The 19,410-nt window shown below is 57.6% G+C and carries 14 protein-coding genes; 6 read left to right on the top strand and 8 right to left on the bottom strand.

Features of this window, described 5'->3' with window-relative positions:
* Nucleotides 1-29: 29 nt before the first annotated feature.
* The 3 genes from foxA to H650_RS17340 all read right to left on the bottom strand — a co-directional run bounded on the left by foxA (nucleotide 30) and on the right by H650_RS17340 (nucleotide 4,255).
* Complete coding sequence (gene foxA / locus H650_RS17350; RefSeq protein WP_020456406.1) at nucleotides 30-2,123, bottom strand: ferrioxamine B receptor FoxA; 2,094 nt, start codon at nucleotides 2,121-2,123, stop codon at nucleotides 30-32.
* Between the two features lie 143 nt (nucleotides 2,124-2,266).
* Nucleotides 2,267-3,217 carry a helix-turn-helix domain-containing protein gene (locus H650_RS17345; protein ID WP_020456405.1) on the bottom strand — a complete coding sequence of 317 codons (951 nt, stop codon included), beginning with the start codon at nucleotides 3,215-3,217 and terminating at the stop codon, nucleotides 2,267-2,269.
* A gap of 117 nt (nucleotides 3,218-3,334) precedes the next feature.
* Nucleotides 3,335-4,255: a LysR family transcriptional regulator gene (locus tag H650_RS17340; RefSeq protein ID WP_020456404.1), complete on the bottom strand. Its 921-nt coding sequence runs from the start codon at nucleotides 4,253-4,255 to the stop codon at nucleotides 3,335-3,337.
* 87 nt (nucleotides 4,256-4,342) lie between these two features.
* Here H650_RS17340 and H650_RS17335 point away from each other — a divergent pair, with 87 nt between their 5' ends.
* From H650_RS17335 to H650_RS17315, 5 genes are all read left to right on the top strand, one after another.
* The gene (locus tag H650_RS17335; RefSeq protein WP_020456403.1) at nucleotides 4,343-5,128 is read left to right on the top strand and encodes an NAD(P)H-dependent oxidoreductase; all 786 of its coding nucleotides are present in this window, start codon (nucleotides 4,343-4,345) and stop codon (nucleotides 5,126-5,128) included.
* Nucleotides 5,129-5,394: 266 nt separating this feature from the next.
* Entirely contained in the window at nucleotides 5,395-5,973 is a 579-nt protein-coding gene (locus H650_RS17330; RefSeq protein WP_020456402.1) for a TetR/AcrR family transcriptional regulator, read from the top strand.
* A gap of 115 nt (nucleotides 5,974-6,088) precedes the next feature.
* The gene (locus H650_RS17325) at nucleotides 6,089-7,210 is read left to right on the top strand and encodes an efflux RND transporter periplasmic adaptor subunit (RefSeq protein ID WP_044489555.1); all 1,122 of its coding nucleotides are present in this window, start codon (nucleotides 6,089-6,091) and stop codon (nucleotides 7,208-7,210) included.
* Nucleotides 7,210-10,317: an efflux RND transporter permease subunit gene (locus H650_RS17320; RefSeq protein ID WP_020456400.1), complete on the top strand. Its 3,108-nt coding sequence runs from the start codon at nucleotides 7,210-7,212 to the stop codon at nucleotides 10,315-10,317. The genes H650_RS17325 and H650_RS17320 overlap by 1 nt, the downstream gene beginning before the upstream one ends.
* 2 nt (nucleotides 10,318-10,319) lie before the next feature.
* The gene (locus H650_RS17315) at nucleotides 10,320-11,684 is read left to right on the top strand and encodes an efflux transporter outer membrane subunit (RefSeq protein ID WP_020456399.1); all 1,365 of its coding nucleotides are present in this window, start codon (nucleotides 10,320-10,322) and stop codon (nucleotides 11,682-11,684) included.
* Between the two features lie 271 nt (nucleotides 11,685-11,955).
* On the opposite strand, the gene H650_RS17310 is transcribed toward H650_RS17315, so the two are convergent.
* From H650_RS17310 to H650_RS17290, 5 genes are read right to left on the bottom strand one after another with little or no spacing between them, the layout of a single operon-like run.
* Nucleotides 11,956-12,849, bottom strand: a complete 894-nt coding sequence (locus H650_RS17310) for a MurR/RpiR family transcriptional regulator (RefSeq protein WP_020456397.1) — start codon at nucleotides 12,847-12,849, stop codon at nucleotides 11,956-11,958.
* A 9-nt stretch (nucleotides 12,850-12,858) separates the two neighbouring features.
* The gene (locus H650_RS17305; protein WP_020456396.1) at nucleotides 12,859-13,806 is read right to left on the bottom strand and encodes an iron-siderophore ABC transporter substrate-binding protein; all 948 of its coding nucleotides are present in this window, start codon (nucleotides 13,804-13,806) and stop codon (nucleotides 12,859-12,861) included.
* Nucleotides 13,807-13,822: 16 nt separating this feature from the next.
* Nucleotides 13,823-14,875, bottom strand: a complete 1,053-nt coding sequence (locus H650_RS17300) for a FecCD family ABC transporter permease (RefSeq protein WP_020456395.1) — start codon at nucleotides 14,873-14,875, stop codon at nucleotides 13,823-13,825.
* Nucleotides 14,872-15,897 (bottom strand): FecCD family ABC transporter permease, encoded by a 1,026-nt coding sequence (locus H650_RS17295; RefSeq protein WP_020456394.1) that lies wholly within the window; start codon nucleotides 15,895-15,897, stop codon nucleotides 14,872-14,874. The genes H650_RS17300 and H650_RS17295 overlap by 4 nt, the downstream gene beginning before the upstream one ends.
* The gene (locus H650_RS17290; protein ID WP_020456393.1) at nucleotides 15,894-16,721 is read right to left on the bottom strand and encodes an ABC transporter ATP-binding protein; all 828 of its coding nucleotides are present in this window, start codon (nucleotides 16,719-16,721) and stop codon (nucleotides 15,894-15,896) included. The genes H650_RS17295 and H650_RS17290 overlap by 4 nt, the downstream gene beginning before the upstream one ends.
* 433 nt (nucleotides 16,722-17,154) lie before the next feature.
* Here H650_RS17290 and H650_RS17285 point away from each other — a divergent pair, with 433 nt between their 5' ends.
* Entirely contained in the window at nucleotides 17,155-19,314 is a 2,160-nt protein-coding gene (locus H650_RS17285; RefSeq protein WP_020456392.1) for a TonB-dependent siderophore receptor, read from the top strand.
* The last annotated feature ends 96 nt before the right edge of the window (nucleotides 19,315-19,410 follow it).

Genomic DNA, 19,410 nt, shown 5'->3' with positions numbered 1-19,410 from the left:
CCGGCGCAAAGCCGGGCGAAATCTCTGCATCAGAAGCGGTACGAGAGGCTGCCGACGATACTGCGTTCCGCACCGAAATAGCAGTAAGAGAGTGAGTTACACGCCGCGACATAGCGTTTGTCAGTCAGGTTGTTGACGTTAACCTGCGCGCTCAACCCTTTCAGTCCCACATGGCTCAGGTCATAACCCACCGCCAGATCAACCAGCGTGTAAGACGGCAGCGTGTGCGTGTTCTGGCGATCGGAGGTGATGCCATTGACATAGCGCACGCCGGAACCGACGGTCAGCCCGTTCAGCGCCCCCTCTTTCACGTCATAACTGAGCCACGCACTTGCCTGGTTACGCGGCGCGTACACTGCGCGGTTGCCCTGCTCCTGCGCGCTGCTCTTCTTGTAGCGAATGTCGTTGTAAGTGTAAGCAGCCTGCAAACGCAGGTTATCCGTCAGTTGCCCCACCGCTTCCAGTTCCACACCTTCGGATTCGATCTCGCCAATGGAACGGTAGGGATCGGTCGGCTCCACTTTGGTGGCGATGTTCTCCTGATTGATGCGATACACCGACGCGCTGTACATGGTTTGCGAGCCTTCCGGCTGGAACTTCAGCCCCGCTTCCCACTGTTTGCCCTTCATCGGTTGCAGGATCTTGCCGTACTCGTCGGTAAAGCTGGTCGGCGTGAACGCGGTTGAGTAGCTGACATAGGGCGCAAAACCGCTATCAAACAGGTACATCAGCGCCGCACGGCTGCTGAAGTGGTTCTTATCCAGCGTATCGCTGGTGTCGTTGATCTTATTGACGTTGGTGATCTTCACCTGATCGTGACGACCGCCCAGCGTCAGACGCCATCTGTCGAGTGACATCTGATCCTGGATGTAGATCCCGGTCTGCTCAAGTTTGTGCTTTTCGCGGCTATAAACGCTGATCGACAGTGGATCGGCACCATAAACCGGGTGGAAAGCATCGATCGCCGGGAAGTCGCCCGTAGAGGCGGTGACATTATTGCTGCGACGCTGATAATCCACGCCAAACAGCAAGCGATGGTTGATAACGCCAGTATCAATGCTGCCATCGATCTGGTTATCCAGCGTCACCGCTGAGAGCGATTCATCCGAGCCGGAGTACCCCCGGTTCAGTTCGGTATCATTCAGCCATCCGGCAGCGTACACCTGGTTAAGATCGACGGTGGTGTGCAGGTAGCGCAGTTTCTGGCGCACCGACCAGCCGCTGTCGAAGGCGTGTTCAACGTTATAACCGACCATATTTTCGCGGCGATCATAGTTGTCGTAATCGTCTTCGCCTTCAAAGAAAGTGTTGGAAATTTTCTTGCCCGCGTGCGGCACCACGGTGCCTTCATACGGCAAACCGGAGTGGCTGCCACCTTCGGGATCGCGATGCAGGTAAGCCATCAGCTCCAGGCGCGTGTGATCGGTAATACGCCAGGTCAGGCTCGGCGCAATGGCGTAACGCTGCTCTTTCAGGTGGTCAAACTGCGAATCGGCATAGCGCGTCATACCGGTTAAACGCACCGCCACCCGGTCGTTATCATCCACCGGGCCGGTGACATCAAACGCCGCGCCGCGCTGGTTGTTATTTCCGGCAAACAGCTTCACTTCGCCGCCGGGATCAAACGATGGTTTGCGCGAATTCAGCGCCACAATACCGCCTGGCGATGAACGGCCATACAGCACGGATGCCGGGCCGCGCACCACTTCCACGCTATCCAGGAACCACGGATCGATAACCAGCGAGCTGTGAGAGTTGGTGTCACCCATCATTTTCAGCCCGTCAAGATAGACGTTATCCAGGCTACCGTCAGAAAAACCACGCAGCACGATATAGTCAAAACGGTTGGATGCGCCAATCTGGTTGCTGTAGACACCCGGCGTATAGCTCACCGCCTGACGCACGCTGATTGCCCCCTGCTCTTCATACTGCTGGCGGGTGACAATCGATACCGCCTGCGGTGTTTCGATATCCGGCGTCTCCAGCTTGGTCGCGCCACTTTGCATTTGTGAAGTCACTACCACGGTATCGTTGCCGGGGGGGGTCTCTTGCGCCATCACCGTTACGCTCATCCCGCCGGTTATGCAGCCAATCATCAGCGCCAGTCGCGTTTTTGCGAACATGAAAATCTCCAGAAGCCATTATTATTGTAAATAAGAATTATTACCCTTTTGAATTCGCCGATAGCTATGCGCAGTGATGATTCACGTATGCGCGATGATAAAATCGCGCACGCATCGGCAACGCTGGTCTACACAGGAGAAAATCAGGAGGCGCGGATTTCGCTGGGTGCCATACCGTAGCGGCGGCGAAACGCGGTGGAAAAGTTGGTGGCGTGCTGATAACCGGACATCCACGCGGCCTGCTGTACGCTGTAGCCTTCCGCCAGATAGCGACGCGCCAGTTCAAGACGGCAGTCGCGCAGATAATCAAACACAGAGTGGCCGTACGCCTGGCGGAACTTCACGCGCAGGCTGCTGGCGCTCATCGCCGCCAGCTGCGCCAGTGCTGCCAGGGTGTACTCTTTTTCGGGGTGCTGTTCCAGCAAACGGCGTATATTTTCCAGCCTCTGCTGTGCACCACACTGAACCGGGCGGCGTCTCTCCTGCCCCTGCATGCGCTGCGACAGCGCGTTGCCCAGCAGTTGCAGCATCACGCCTTCCAGCATCAGTTGGCGGGAGAGCGCAGGCAGTGAGGCTTGCTGCGTTTGCTGTAAACCTGACAGTAAAAAGCCCGGCACCTGCCATAAAAAGGTCGGGGCACCATGCGCTTCCCACTGTTGTAAAAGTGCGCTGAGGAGCGGTGATTGCCAGCAGCTTTCCGGATCGACGCCAAGTGATAATGTGCGCAGATGGCAATCCGCCAGATGGCTGGCGTTCATCACCTGGTGCTCGCTCAGGCGCGAGGTGAACGCCATGCCGGCGCGCACGACAAACTCTTCCCCGTTCAGGCGCAGCATCACGCTGCCTTCCAGCACCACCAGCATGTAGAGCGGGCAACTGTGCAGCGAGGTCGTTTCATAAGGTTGCAGAACGCGAATGTCAGAACGAGTAAGGTTGATGCCAGAAGAGAGCGTCATCTCTTCAACATCGCCCTGAATCACAATGCGCTGCGCCTGACTGAAAAGACCGGTTGTCAGCGACGGGAAGCGGTAATCAATCCCATAACGCTCGCCAAAACCAATAAAGTCTTCAACTGAAAAGTGTCTTTTTTGCATAGACGGCAGCCATCGCTATCTGTCGAACCCTCAACCCATGCGCGGGCGAAACGGCCTACACCTTACCATTCGCCCTGATGCGCTTCAATAATGTTGAGAATTATTCTCACATACGCATTAACGAGAGTTAATACTGTCGGCGTTTGCCAACACAGCGAGAACCTGCTGGCGCAACCATTTATGTCCGGGATCGCGGTGCAGCCGCTCATGCCAGAGCATCAGCATGTCGAAGCCCGGCAGATCAAGAGGTGGATCAACCACCTGCAACGCGCCAGTGGTGGCGACAAGCCGCTCCGGCAGCACGGCGACCAAATCCGTGCGCGCCAGCGCATCCAGCATAAACAGGAAGTGCGGCACCGAAAGCACCACATTGCGCGTTAACCCGCGAGCCGCCAGCGCGTCGTCCGTTGCCGCCTGAAAACCACCGCCATCCGGCGAGACAATCACATGCTCCAGCTGGCAGAACTGTTTGAGCGACGGGCGACGTTTAAGCGCCGGATGGCCTAAACGGCCGGCCAGCACATAGCGCTCAGTGAACAATAACCGCTGGTGCAGCGACGCCGGCGCACCTTCACGCAAATGGAAGAACAGATCGATATCGCCCTGCTCGGCCTGGCGCTTAATCTGGCCGGGGTTAAGCTCAAACACCGCGAGGCGGCTGGCGGGCGCGTCGCGACGCAAAGTGCCAAGCAGCGGCAGCAGCACCGCCGATTCAGTGTAATCCGTCGCCGCAATGCGCCAGGTCACACTGGCGCGGGCGGGGTCAAACGCGTTGACTGGCGACACCGCGCGCTCCAGCGCTTCCAGCGCCTGGCGTAACGGTTCGCGCAACTCGTCCGCCCGTACTGTCGGCTGCATACCGCGCGGGCCGGGCAGCAGCAGCGGATCGTCAAAGATCTCACGCAACCGCGCCAGTTGCACACTCACCGAAGGCTGGGAAAGATTCAGCCGCTGCGCCGCGCGCGTGACATTGTGTTCACGGAGCAGGACATCAAGCGTCAGCAGCAGGTTCAGATCCAGACGGTTGAGATTAATCATGGCTATACCTGTGATATCAGCAATTAATTTCTACTATATCTGCGCTTCACCTACCCTGCAGCTTCAATCTTATTGCCGGGAGTTGTTATGAATGTCTTGATTGTTTATGCCCATCCGCAGCCGCATTCCTTGAATGGCGCGCTGAAAGAATTCGCCGTGCAGCATCTTGAAAAAGCAGGTCACCACGTCGAGGTTTCCGACCTGTACGCCATGCAGTGGAAAGCGCCGCTCGACGCAAACGACAGCCTCGATGCGCCCGTTGGCGACGTTTTCAATCCGTCGGCAGATTCAAAACACGCCTTCGAACAGGGCCGACAATCTGCGGATATCGCCGCCGAACAGGCCAAACTGCTGTGGGCCGACGCAGTGATTTTCCAGTTTCCACTGTGGTGGTTTTCGATGCCCGCCATCATGAAAGGCTGGTTCGACCGCGTTTACGCCTGCGGTTTTGCCTACGGCGTCGGCGAGCACAGCGACACGCACTGGGGCGATCGCTACGGTGAAGGCAGCCTGGCCGGTAAGCGCGCCATGCTGCTGGTTACCGCTGGCGGTTGGGAATCGCACTACAGCCCGCGCGGCATCAACGGTCCTATCGACGACATTCTGTTTCCGATCCAGCACGGCATGCTGTTTTATCCGGGCTTCGCGGTGTTGCCGCCGCTGGTGATTTATCGCACCAGCCGCGTTGATGACGCGCGATTCGCCGCCCACCGTGAAGAACTGGCACAGCGGCTGGATACGTTATGGCAGACGCCACCGCTGCCGTTCCGTCAGCAAAACGGCGGGGATTACACCATTCCGGCGTTAACCTTGCGCCCGGAGATTGCGCCGGGCGAAAGTGGGCTGGCCATTCATCAGCAAAGAAAAGATTAAACGCATAAAAATAACCGGCGTCGATAAATGGCGCCGGTTTTCTCTATTTGCAATCCATCACAATCTCTTCAAATTAATAGCAACGTTCTTCGCTATTATTTTCTGGCACATTTCTCCATTGTTTTTCATTATTTCTTCATAATATCAAGTTTTGTAAATTCCAATAATTTGCGCAGGAAATGTTTACGCGAAAAATATAACTTCGTTTAATCTATTTGATAGTTGAGAACGATCACTCTCAAAAATCAATCAATCGAGGGTTCCCGATGCCGCCGAAAACCACGCAGGAACAACGCCATCAGCAGCGTAAAGATGAGATTATCGCCGCCGCCCGTCGGCGTTTTCGCGTGAGCGGCTTTCACGCCGCCAGCATGTCGCAAATCGCCCTTGAAGCCCAGCTGAGCGTCGGGCAGATCTACCGCTATTTCAGCAGTAAAGACGCCATTATTGAGGAGATTGTTCGCCGAATCATCGACTACCGCATCGCCGAAATGGAAAACAAAGCCGAAACCACGCACCTGCCGGAGGTGCTGGCCTGGCGGCAAACGCTTAGCCCGGATGACGACGCGTTAATGCTGGAGATGTCTGCCGAAGCGACGCGTAACCCGCAAGTTCAGGCGATGATGGTCGAAGCCGACGCCCGCATGTTTAACAATGCCTGCAACCATATGCAGAGCCGACATCCGCAGTTAAGCGCCGAACAGGTGCGCTGCTGCGTTGAATTGCTGGCTGGCCTGATGGAAGGTGCGACATTGCGTCGTTTAACGCCGCAAAAATGCGACCCGGCGCAGTTAAAAGAGCTGTATCAGGAAATTATCACCATGATATTTCTGCCAAAGAAATAATCCGACAAATATAAATCCGCGCTTATTTCCAGACCGTCGGAAATAAGCGCCAACTCGCCTGCTTATTATCCCGTTTTAATAACGGGCAGGCTTCGCTTATGCCAGGAAAATAGTCATGAAGTTAATAACTACAACGTTGATGGCCGCATTCGCGCTGGTTGGATGCGATAACGCCATACCACCTGCACAACACCCCACTCAGGAAGTCGGCGTCGTCACCCTGAAAAGCCAGCCGCTCGCCGTGACCAGCCTGTTAACCGGGCGTACCGCCGCGTCACTCTCCGCAGAAGTGCGGCCGCAAGTTGGCGGCATTATTCAAAAACGCCTGTTTACGGAAGGCGATACGGTAAAGGCCGGGCAGGCGCTTTACCAGATCGATCCTTCCAGCTACCGCGCCACCTTTGATGAAGCCGACGCCGCGCTGAAACAGGCGCAGGCGCTGGTGACGTCCGATTGCCAGAAAGCCACCCGCTACGCGCAACTGGTGAAAGAGGATGGCGTCTCGCGCCAGGACGCTGACGATGCGCAGTCCACCTGCGCGCAGGACAAAGCCAGCGTGAGCGCGAAGAAAGCGGCGCTGGAAAGCGCGCGCATCAATCTGAACTGGACCACCGTCACTTCGCCGATCAGCGGGCGCATTGGCATCTCATCCGTCACACCTGGCACGCTGGTCACGGCGGAACAAACCACGGCTTTGGCGACCGTACGCGGGCTCGACACCATGTATGTCGATCTCACCCGCTCAAGCGTCGATCTGCTGCGCCTGCGCCAGCAAGCGCTAGCCAGCGACAGCAACACGCTCGCCGTCACGCTGACGCTGGAAGATGGCAGCACCTACAGCGAAAAAGGCCGCCTGGCGCTGACCGAAGTCGCCGTCGATGAATCCACCGGCTCCGTCACGCTGCGCGCGGTGTTCCCCAACCCACATCAGCAACTGCTGCCGGGGATGTTTGTGCGCGCCCGTGTGGAAGAAGGGGTGATGGCAAACGCGATCCTCGCGCCGCAGCAAGGCGTCACGCGTGATGCGAAAGGCAATGCCACTGCGCTGGTGGTCAATGCGCAGAATCAGGTTGAGCAGCGCAACATCGAAACCGGCGATACCTATGGCGATAAATGGTTAGTCCTGAAAGGTCTGGAAAATGGCGACAAGCTGATCGTCGAAGGCACCGATAAAGTCGCTGCGGGATCGACTGTGAAAGCCGTTGAGATCCCGCAAGACAATGGAGGAAAAGCCTGATGTTCTCCAGCTTCTTTGTGCGCCGCCCGGTTTTCGCCTGGGTGATCGCCATCCTTATCATGATGGCCGGTATTCTGGCGATCCGCACCTTGCCTATCGCGCAGTACCCGGATGTTGCGCCGCCTGCAATCAAAATTAGCGCCACCTATACCGGCGCATCGGCACAGACGCTGGAAAACAGCGTCACCCAGGTTATCGAACAACAGCTTACCGGGCTGGATAACCTGCTCTATTTCACCTCTACCAGCAGCTCCGATGGTCAGGTGGATATTACCGTCACCTTTGAGCAGGGCACCGACCCGGATACCGCGCAGGTGCAGGTGCAAAACAAAGTGCAGCAGGCGGAATCCCGCTTACCGACGGAAGTCACCCAATCGGGCGTGACGGTGGTGAAATCCCAGAGCAACTTCCTGTTGATCATGGGGCTGTACGATAAAACCGACCGCGCCACCAGCTCCGACATCGCCGACTGGCTGGTGAGTAACATGCAAGATCCGCTGGCGCGCGTGAACGGTGTCGGTAGCTTGCAGGTGTTCGGCGCGGAATACGCGATGCGAATCTGGTTGGATCCTGACAAACTCGCCTCGTACTCGCTGATGCCATCCGATGTACAGAGCGCGATTGAAGCGCAAAACGTACAGGTTTCTGCCGGTAAAATCGGTGCGCTACCCTCTTCCGGTCAGCAGCAGCTCACCGCCACGGTGCGCGCCCAGTCGCGTCTGCAAACTGTGGCGCAGTTCCAGGACATTATCATCAAAAGCGAGAGCAGCGGCGCTGTCGTGCGGGTGAAAGATGTCGCGCGTGTTGAAATGGGCAGCGAAGATTATGTCGCTTCAGCGAAGCTGAACGGCCACCCGGCTGCCGGTCTGGCGGTAATGCTGGCGCCCGGCGCGAACGCGCTGGATACCGCGACACGCGTGAAAGATAAAATCGCCGAATACCGCCACAGCATGCCGCAGGGTTACGATGTGGCGTACCCGAAAGACAGCACCGAATTTATTAAGATCTCGATTGAAGATGTGGTGCAAACGCTGATTGAAGCCATCATTCTGGTGGTCTGCGTGATGTACCTGTTTTTGCAGAATATCCGCGCCACGCTTATTCCTGCGCTGGCAGTGCCGGTGGTGTTGTTGGGGACGTTTGGCGTGCTGGCGCTGTTTGGCTACTCGATCAACACCCTGACGCTGTTCGCTATGGTGCTGGCAATCGGCCTGCTGGTGGATGACGCCATTGTGGTGGTGGAGAACGTCGAGCGCATCATGCGCGACGAAGGCCTGCCCGCCCGCGAAGCCACCATCAAATCGATGGGTGAAATCTCCGGGGCGCTGATCGCGATTGCGCTGGTGCTCTCCGCCGTCTTCCTGCCGATGGCTTTCTTTGGGGGTTCCACCGGGGTAATTTACCGCCAGTTCTCCGTCACCATTATCTCGGCAATGACGCTGTCGGTCATCGTTGCGCTGACCTTAACGCCAGCGCTCTGCGGCTCGATAATGCAACACAGCACGCCACATAAAAAAGGGTTCTTCGGCGCGTTTAACCGCTTTTACAACAATACCGAGCACAAGTATCAACACGGTGTATTACGCGTGCTGCGCCGCTCGGTTACCGTGGTCGGCACGTACGCTGTACTTTGCGCGGCCATGGCATTTGTGATGTGGCGTCTGCCTGGTAGCTTCCTGCCAACAGAAGACCAGGGCGAAATCATGGTGCAGTTCACCCTGCCCGCCGGGGCGACTGCCACGCGTACCGACGCGGTGGCCAGCAAAGTGACCGACTGGTTCCTCAACACGGAGAAAGCCAACACCGAAGCCATCTTCACCGTGACCGGTTTTAGCTTTAGCGGCAGCGGGCAAAATGCCGGGATGGCCTTCGTTTCACTGAAAAACTGGTCGCAACGTAAAGGGGCGGAAAATACCGCACAGGCGATAGCCCAACGCGCCAGCCGCGAGTTAAGCAGCATCCGCGACGCCAGAATCTTCGCCATGACGCCACCTTCGGTGGACGGCCTCGGTCAAAGCAACGGCTTCACCTTTGAATTGCTCGCCAGCGGCAGCACCGATCGCGACCAGTTGCTGAAACTGCGCAATCAGTTGCTGGCGAACGCTAATCAGAGCAGCGAACTTACCGCCGTGCGTGCCAACGCGCTGCCGGAAACGCCGCAGTTACAAGTCGATATCGACAGCAACAAAGCGGTGGCGCTGGGACTGTCACTGAGCGATGTCAGCAACACACTCTCCAGCGCCTGGGGTGGCACCTATGTGAATGACTTTATCGATCGCGGACGCGTGAAAAAGGTCTATATCCAGGGGGAAAGCGATTCCCGCGCCTCACCTTCGGATTTGGATAAATGGTTTGTGCGCGGCAGCAATAACGACATGACCCCGTTTTCAGCCTTCGCCACCACGCACTGGGAATACGGCCCGGAAACGCTGGTGCGTTACAACGGTTCCGCCGCGTATGAGATTCAGGGTGAGAATGCCAGTGGCTTCAGCTCCGGCGTGGCGATGACCAAAATGGAAAACCTCGCTAATGCCTTACCCGCCGGGACAACCTGGGCATGGAGCGGCTTGTCATTGCAGGAAAAACTCGCCAGCGGCCAGGCCATGAGCCTGTACGCTATCTCAATTATGGTGGTGTTCCTGTGCCTTGCGGCGCTGTATGAGAGCTGGTCCGTACCGCTTTCGGTGATCCTCGTTATCCCGCTGGGCTTGCTGGGCGCGGCGCTGGCGGCGTGGATGCGCGGGTTAAGTAATGACGTTTACTTCCAGGTCGCACTGCTGACCACTATTGGCCTGTCGTCGAAAAACGCCATCCTGATTGTTGAATTCGCCGAAGCGGCAGTACACCAGGGCAACTCTTTGTCACGCGCGGCGCTGCGTGCCGCGCGAACTCGCCTGCGTCCGATCATGATGACGTCACTGGCGTTTATCGCCGGGGTCACACCGTTGGCCATCGCCACCGGGGCAGGCGCGAACAGCCGCATCGCTATTGGCACCGGCATCATCGGCGGGACGCTCACCGCGACGCTGCTGGCTGTCTTCTTTGTCCCTCTGTTCTTTGTACTGGTGAAAAAATTGTTCACCGGTAAACGCGCACGTCAGGAGTAATCATGTTGCGTATCAGTGTTCTTTTCTTCGCCCTGCTGAGTGCCGGTTGTGTCTCTCTCGACCCGACTTACCAGCGCCCGCAGGCCCCCGTTCCCGCGACGTTACCGGGCGCGCAAGGCCAGGCAAAAGCCGTGGCCGCCGACTGGCAGCAGATCGTTAACGACAGCCGACTGAAACAGGTCGTCAGCAATGCGCTGACCCATAACCGCGATGTGCAAAAAGCGATTGCCGACATCGATGCCGCGCGCGCGTTGTATGCCGAAGACCGCGCCGCGCTGTTCCCGACGCTAAACGCTGAGCTCAGCAGCACTCGTAGCCGCACCGTTGCCACAGGCTTAAGCAGCAGCGCCGAAGCCGATGGCGCGGTTTCCAGCTTCGAACTGGATCTGTTTGGCCGTAACCAGAGTCTGACCCGCGCAGAGCGTGAAACCTGGCTTGCCAGCGAGTACACCGCGCAAAACACGCGCCTGAGCATGGTGGCGGAAATCACCACCGCCTGGGTGACGCTGGCGGCGGATAACAGCAATCTTGAACTTGCGAAGCAGACGATGGAGAGCGCGCAAAACTCGCTGAACATTGTAAAACGTAAACAGCAGATCGGCGTGGCCGCCGCCGGTGATACCGCCGATGCCATGGCGGTGTTCCAGCAGGCGCGCGCCAGCGTCGCCAGCTACCAAACGCAGGTGGCACAGGATAAAAACGCGCTCAATTTACTGGCGGGCGACACGGTAGCGGAGTCGCTGCTGCCGGGTACGCTGGAGAGTCTTGCCGACAACAGCATTACGCTGACACCGGCGGGCGTGTCTTCTTCCGTGCTGCTGCGCCGCCCGGATATTCAGGAAGCGGAGCATAACCTGAAAAGCGCGAACGCCAACATCGGCGCGGCGCGGGCGAACTTCTTCCCGACCATTTCGCTGACCGCCAGCGCCGGGGTAGGCAGCGATTCGCTCTCCTCTTTGTTTAGCCACGGCCTGCAAGTGTGGTCTTTCGCGCCGTCCATTTCGCTGCCGCTGTTTGCCGGGGGTAAAAATGTTGCGCAGTTGCGTTACGCCGAAGCAGAGAAAAAAGGGCTGATCGCGACCTATGAGAAAACCATTCAGAGCGCGTTTAAAGATGTTGCCGACGCGCTGGCGCGGCGCGAAACACTCAACGAACAACTCGACGCGCAGCGTGAATATGTCGCTGCCGAGCAGAAAGCGCTGGATATCGCCCAGCGCCAGTACAGCGCCGGAACCGGCGATTACTTGTCGGTGCTGACCGCGCAGCGCGCGCTGTGGACGGCGAAATCGTCGCTGATTTCGCTACAACAAACCGATCTGCAAAACCGCGTCACGCTCTGGCAATCGCTGGGCGGCGGCGTCAGTTAACCCTTTTGCGCCGGGCTGCCCGGCGCGTTTTTTGGAGCGGTTAAGCCACGGATTTCTCCCGCCGTTGCTATCGTGTTGGGTATGCTGATGTTTGTCTTTGACGGCATCGGCGATGAAGCGATGTGGAAAATGAGCCTCGCGATTGTGATGGCTTCCAGCGCCGCGCTGGTTATTGATCGGTATGGGCGTCGTCAGGGTTGAAGAAAAGCAAAACAATGCAATTGGATCGCCCGCCGGATGACTGGGCTGCACTGCTAAAAGCCTGCCAGGCTTACCCCTTCTTCCCGCCCGGTTTTAACCCACGGTGAAACTCATTAATGCGTTTTACCGTTTTAATTGCCCGCTGCGACGTGGCGGACGCCACCGACAAGATGATCATTTCCAGACACAGCAGCACGGTGCCATGTAGCGGGATTTTGCCCTTCTCGCCGCCGCGCGGAACGTGGATCACCACATCGGCTTGCTGGCTAAAACGTGAATCAACAGCGTTGGTCAACAAAATCACCGGGATCCCCAGCCGCCGCGTCTCTTTCAGCGTGGTCAACCCTTCCCGGTGCGCCGATTTCTGCGCCATCATCACCAGCACATCGCCGCGCTGCAAATTGATAAGCTGCTCCGACAGGGCAATGCCGGTGCGGTTAAGCGGGGATGTGGGTAACCCGATGCGGCTGAACAACCGCGCGGCGTACTCGGCGAGGATCCCCGATGCGCCGATGCCGAAAATCGCCACCTGTCGCGCCTCGACCAGCAGCGCCACCGCCTGGGCAATCGCGTAGCGGTTATCCGGCGCGGAGAGGATTTCGCAGGTATGCTGGTGCCCTTCGATCACGAAATCGATGCCGGAATTGACGTCGCACGAGAGCGCATTCACCGTGGTGCTCATCTTTTCCGCCGAGGAGATCGACGGGCCGAACCAGTGCTCAAGCGTCTGCTTCAAATCGCGAAGCCCGGCGAAACCGAGCGCCTGAATCGCACGCACCACCGTGGCATCGGAGGTTTGCGTCGCGGCGGCGATCTCCATTGCCGTTTGCTCCAGCACCCCTTCGCGGTTTTCATTGATATACCGCGCCACCGCCTGCAAACGCGGCGACAGCGTATGCGCCCGCGCCCGAAAGCGTTCCCCATACACATCCACACGAGTTTTCGCTTTTTTGGTGTTCAGCATCGTGCGCCCTTATCTGGCCGCCGGTAACGGTCGACCGGCAATGTGTGACTGCACCTGCGCCACCATCAGGCTCAGTGAGGCAAACGAGTTGGAGATCGCTTCTTCGCGCGAAATCAGCACGTAATGCCCGCGGCGACAAGCAGTGAGGAAATCACACCAGCCCGGCATCACCGCATCCATGGCCGCCATTTCATCCTGTGGTTTACCGCCGGTATCGCCGCGCCAGGTGGCAAAAACGAAATCGGCATCCAGTTCCGGCAACCGCTCGGCGCTGACGTCGATGCGCCCGCCGTCAGGGATGCTGTCGATAAGCGGCGGAAAACGAAAACCGGCATCACGCAGCACGCGCCCCAGCGAGTGATAACTGTGCAGTGCGTTGATTTTCCCGTTGTTAGCCTGAATAACCGACACGGTTATCTTGCTGGTATCAATGGTTTTTTTCAGCGCAGCGATCTGCTCATGATAACGGCGCTCAAGGAGCGCAAAGCGCGCCTGCGTACCGGTCAATTGCGCCAGCTTGCGATAGATCTCCGGTGCACCGCCCTCCAGATGATCGATGCTGACGGTGGGCGCAATTTTCGCTAACTGCTCAACCGGCGTGTTGCGACTGGGCTCGGTGATGATCAAATCCGGTTTTGCCGCCGCCACCGCTTCAATGTCGATATCCGCTGAACCAATAAATGTCATCGCCGAATTGCCAAAATCGACACCGGTCAACATGCCGCTGGAGCGCAGCACATGCGTGCCGTCCGGGCGCGTCCGTCCGTGGCTGGCGACCGGCGGTACGCCAAGCTCAATCAGCGGAATAGTGATATCGAGATCGTGTAACGACACAATGCGTTTCGGGTGCAATGGTACCGTCACCACGCGCCCGAGATCGTCGGTGAAAACCTGTGTCGGTTCCGCGGCGCTGGCACTCAGACCAACCAGCACTAGCAGCGAAAAAAGTAAGCGCATACAAGACCTTTAAGCGTTATAAACGATCGCGCCGCTGCCACAGCAGCAGCAAGAAAAACGGCCCGCCAATCAGCGAGATAACAATCCCGGCGGGGATTTGCAGCGGCGCAAAAGCCAGCCGTCCGAGCGAATCCGCCAGCAACACCAGTAACCCGCCCAGCATTGCGCTTCCCCACAGCAGCGCACGTTGGCCGCCGCGCAGCAGAAAGCGCGCCATATGCGGGGCAATCAGGCCAACAAAACCGATACTGCCCACGCAAGAAACGCTGGCGGCGGTGAGCAGCACCGGCGCGATAAAGCGCAGCAGTTGAAGGTGCGCAAGGCGCACGCCCAGACCGGTCGCCGCCTGATTACCGAGCAACGCCACATCCGCCGCGCGCGCGGTTACCAGTAAAATCAATGTTGCCGGAACCGCCCAGCACAGCGCCACCATCAATAACGGCCAGGTGGCAGCATGCAGACTGCCCGCCAGCCACATCATCGCGGTTTGCACATCGCGCACATCGGCGTTGGTCATAAACGCGCCAATCCCGGCGGCGAAGGTCCAGGAAACGCCAATGCCGAGCAGCACAAAGCGCGGGCGGGAAACATCGCGCGCCAGCGCCATCACCAGCCCGGCAGCGAGCAGTCCCCCCGCCATACCGGCCAGCGGTCGCCAGACTACACCAACGGCCGGAAAGCACAGCACCAGCGTGAGCACGACTACGCTCGCCCCCTCTTTCACGCCAATCAAGCCAGGATCCGCCAGCCCGTTACGGGTGATCGACTGCATCGCCGCCCCCGCCATGCCGAGCATCGCTCCGCACATTAGCGCCATCAGCACGCGCGGCAGTCGAATGTCCCACACCACGTATTGCTGCTCGCCGCTCAGCGCCTGAGGGAAAAATAACGCACGGCCAATAGAAGATGCCGGAACCGGCAACGAACCTTGTGTCACGCCCGTCAGCAGTAACGCCAGCGCCACGATGGCGAGCCCCAAAAGCCACATCAGCACATGCGGGCGCAGCAGGCGCGAAAAAGCACCAACCCGCAAGCTGCACAATCCGGCGCGCTGCAACAGGCTGCTCATTTGAAAAACCTCGCCGCCAGCGCGATAAACAGCGGCGCCCCTACCAGCGCGGTCATCACACCAGTTGCCAGTTCCTGCGGCGCCAGCAGCGTGCGGGCGGCGATATCTGCCACCAGTAATAACAGCGCGCCGCCCAGCGCCGAAAGTGGCACAACCACACGTAAATCATCCCCGGCGAGACGGCGCACCATATGCGGCACCACCAGGCCAATAAAACCAATCGGCCCGGCGACCGACACCGCCGCACCGCACAGCAGCGCAATCGCCACCAGCGACAATGCACGCGTTCGCATCAGCGACACACCTAAACCCCGCGCCATGTTGTCGCCCAGCGCCAGCATGTTCAGTGCCGGAGCCAGCCATAACGCTATCGCAAAACCGATAACAGCGGCCATTGCCGCATGCTGGATCTGTGCCCAATTCAACCCGGCGAGATCGCCCGCCAGCCAGGTGCGCATAGTGAGCAGCGTTTGCTCATCAAGGATCAGGATCGCTGCGGTAATTGAGGAGGCAAACGCCGACAGCGCCACGCCGCACAGCGTCACCTTCATCGGCGTAAAACTCGAACGCCCGGCAGCCGAAAGCGCCATCACCAGCGAAAAGAGCAATGCAGCGCCGCCTGCGGCAATCAACGGACGGCTGAATGCGGCATCGCCGGAGCTAATGCCGAGCGCCGTGCAGGCCACGACCGCCAGCGCGGCACCGGAATTCAGCCCCAGAATATGCGGCTCGCCTAAAGGGTTGCGGATGACCGATTGCAGCAGCGCACCGGCCACGCCAAGCGCGGCACCGGTGAACAGTGCCGCCACCAGACGCAACAAACGCAGGCTGATAATGACGCGATGATCAAAGTTGCGCGGATCGAAATCCAGCAGCGCCTGGATGACCGTCGATGGCGCGATATAGCGCGCGCCAAGGCCAAGATGCGCGACCGATGCCGCCAGCACTACCAGTGTCAGCAGCAGTGAGGCCACACCCACGCGCCCGGCACGACGGCGGGCAGAAAACGCGACGCTACTCATGCGCTTGTTCCGTCCGGTTTACGAAACGGCATAAAAAAGGGCTTACCGGTCAGCGGGTTAATCGACATCTGCACATCAACATCAAATACGCGTTTGATCAGCTCAGGGGTACAGGCATCGCCTTCGTGAATCACCCCTTGTAAGCGCCCCTGTTTCAGGAACACCAGCGTGTCGGCGTAGTTGACCGCAAAATTGAGATCGTGCAATACCGCAACCACGGTGCGTCCATGATCGCGGGTCAGGGAATGTAGCAGTTCGAGGATCTCCACCTGGTAGCGCAGATCGAGAAACGTTGTCGGCTCATCGAGCAGGATCACCGGCGTTTGCTGCGCCAGCGCCATTGCTATCCAGCAGCGCTGACGCTGCCCGCCGGAGAGGCTGTCTACCGTTTGATGGGCGAATTCTGCAGTGCCGGTCAGATTTAGCGCGTCAACGACTGCCTGTTCGTCTTCTTCAGACCACTGGCGCATAAAGCTCTGCCACGGAAAACGCCCGCGCGACACCAGTTCAAAGACGGTGAGCCCTTCCGGCACAATCGGCGATTGCGGCAAAATACCTAACTGGCGGGAAACGGCTTTAGTGGGTTGGTGATGAATGGCTTTGCCATCAAGCAGCACGCTGCCGCCGAGCGGTTTGAGCATCCGGGCGATGGTGCCGAGCAGTGTGGATTTGCCGGAGCCGTTCGCGCCGACCAGCACGGTCATTTTCCCCGTAGGGATCGAAAGCGTAATGTCGTTGACAATCACCTTGCTGTGGTAGCCCGCCGACAGGCTTTCCAGCACGATCCCTTGCCCTGCGGCTTGATTTTCCACTTGCTGTGGCATGTTGACTCCTGCGCCGCAAGCTCATGAAAATAGCCGCGCACTAAACCATCAAACAAAAATAAATCTCATTCTCTTTTCGATATTGCCGTTTGCCGCTGTAGTAGTCAAGTGCCGTAGAAAGCGAAACCAACACCCCTTTATTTTGTGTTACTACAGAAAAACCGCCCCACAAGAATTAAAAATAATTCTTTTATTTTCAATAAACTAATAAAAATCCATCACAACTTATCGAGTTGCATTTCACGCCTGAAACCGCTGTAGCAAATTTCTTTCATTTTACGTTTACTACTACAAAGCCTCATGATTGAATGATTCTCAATTACATATCCGACGCTGTAGATTGCAGCAAACGGGTAGATTCGCGCAATCGGGCAATAAAGATAAAAACGTTCACTCCTGCGTTGTTCAGGGTTTTTCGGGAAAAGTAGAATAAATGGCTGAGTTAACTCGTTGTATTTCCGGGCTGAAAGGGCGCGCGCTGTTTTCAGCGCTCTTTTTGGGGTCGGCTTTCACTCCTTTGACACATGCGGCAGATAAGCCGGAACAAAGCAAAGACGGCGATACCCTTACCGTGCTGGCGGGCGCCTCTTCCGCCGATAAACAGGCGACTTCCGGCTACCAGCCGCTCAGCTCGTCCGCCGCCACGCTGACGTCCATGCCGCTGCTGGATATTCCGCAGGTGGTCAACACTGTGAGCGATAAAGTGCTGGAAGATCAACACGCCACCAGCCTTGACGAAGCGCTGTACAACGTCAGCAATGTGGTACAAACCAACACGCTCGGCGGCACGCAGGATGCGTTTGTGCGTCGGGGATTTGGTGCCAACCGCGATGGTTCAATTATGACCAACGGCCTGCGCACCGTGGTGCCGCGCAGTTTTAATGCCGACGTATCTCGCGTTGAAGTGCTGAAAGGCCCGGCGTCCACGCTGTACGGCATTCTCGATCCCGGCGGGCTTATCAATGTGGTCACGAAACGTCCGGAAGCCCAATTCGGCGGCTCCGTTTCCGCCACCTCTTCAAGTTTTGGCGGCGGAACCGGCCAGTTTGATGTTACCGGGCCGATTGAGGGTACGCGGCTGGCCTATCGCCTGATTGGCGAGTATCAAAATGAAGATTACTGGCGCAATTTTGGTAAAGAGAAAAGCACCTTTATTTCGCCCTCGCTGACGTGGTTTGGCGATAACGCCACCGTCAACGTGCTCTACTCGCACCGCGATTACCAGACACCGTTCGATCGCGGCACGATCTTCGATCTCACCACCAAACAGGCGGTGAACGTCGACAGAAAAACCCGTTTCGATGAGCCGTTTAACATCACCGACGGTGAATCCGACATCGCACAGTTGAACGCCGAGTACCGCTTTAACAGCGAATGGACCGGGAAAGTGGAGTACGGCTTCAGCCAGGATAAATACAGCGATAATCAGTCACGCGTGATGGCTTACGATGCCGCCACCGGTAATCTGACGCGCCGTGTAGATGCCACGCAAGGATCCACGCAGCGTATGCACACCACGCGGGCTGACCTGCAGGGTAATGTGAACATTGGCGGTTTTTATAATGAGATCCTCACCGGCGTTTCGTATGAATATTACGATCTGCTGCGTACTGACATGATCCGCTGTAAAAACGTCAAAGATTTCAATATTTATAACCCAGGCTATGGCAATGCCCGCAAGTGTACGTCCGTTTCCGCGTCCGACAGCGATCAAACTATCAAGCAGGAGAGCTACTCGGTTTATGCGCAGGATGCGTTATACCTGACCGACAAATGGATCGCCGTCGCCGGGATGCGCTACCAGTATTACACCCAGTACGCCGGGAAAGGCCGTCCGTTTAACGTCAATACCGACAGCAGCGACGAAAAATGGACACCGAAATTTGGCCTGGTCTACAAACTCACGCCATCGGTTTCGCTGTTCGGTAACGTAGCGAAAGCCTTTATGCCGCAGTCGTCCATCGCCAGCTATATCGGTGACTTACCGCCAGAAACCTCCACCTCTTACGAAGTGGGTGCAAAATTCGATCTGTTCGACGGCGTTACCGCCAATATTACGGCGTTTGACATCCATAAGCGTAACGTGCTGTATCACGAGATCATCGCCGGTGATACCGTGGCGAAAACCGCCGGTCGCGTGCGCTCGCAAGGTGTGGAAATGGATCTCGCCGGTGCATTGACGCCGAACATGAATGTCATTGCCAGCTACAGCTACACGGCGGCGAAAGTGCTGGAAGATCCCGATTACGCCGGTAAACCATTGCCGAACGTGCCGCGCCATACCGGTTCACTGTTCCTGACCTATGACATTCATAATGTCTTTGCCGGAAATACGCTGACTCTCGGCGGCGGCGGTCATGGCGTTAGCCGCCGCTCTGCTACCAACGGCGCGGATTATTACCTGCCGGGCTACGCGGTTGCCGATGCGTTTGCCGCATACAAAATGAAACTGCAATACCCGGTAACGTTGCAGGTCAACCTGAAAAATATCTTCGACAAGACGTACTACACCTCGTCAATAGCCACCAACAACCTGGGCAACCAGATTGGCAATCCACGCGAAGTGCAGTTCACCGTCAAAATGGATTTCTGATCTCCTCCCGTGAACCGGTGAGAAAGGTGCCCCGCAGGATGCGGGGCTTTTTTTGCCCATAACACTCACCTTCCCGCCAGCGCCTCACAGTGAACA

Source organism: Enterobacter sp. R4-368, assembly GCF_000410515.1.
Classification (GTDB): domain Bacteria; phylum Pseudomonadota; class Gammaproteobacteria; order Enterobacterales; family Enterobacteriaceae; genus Kosakonia.
The sequence above is the reverse complement of the archived record's forward strand: the minus strand, read 5'-3'. Positions and strand labels throughout refer to the sequence as shown.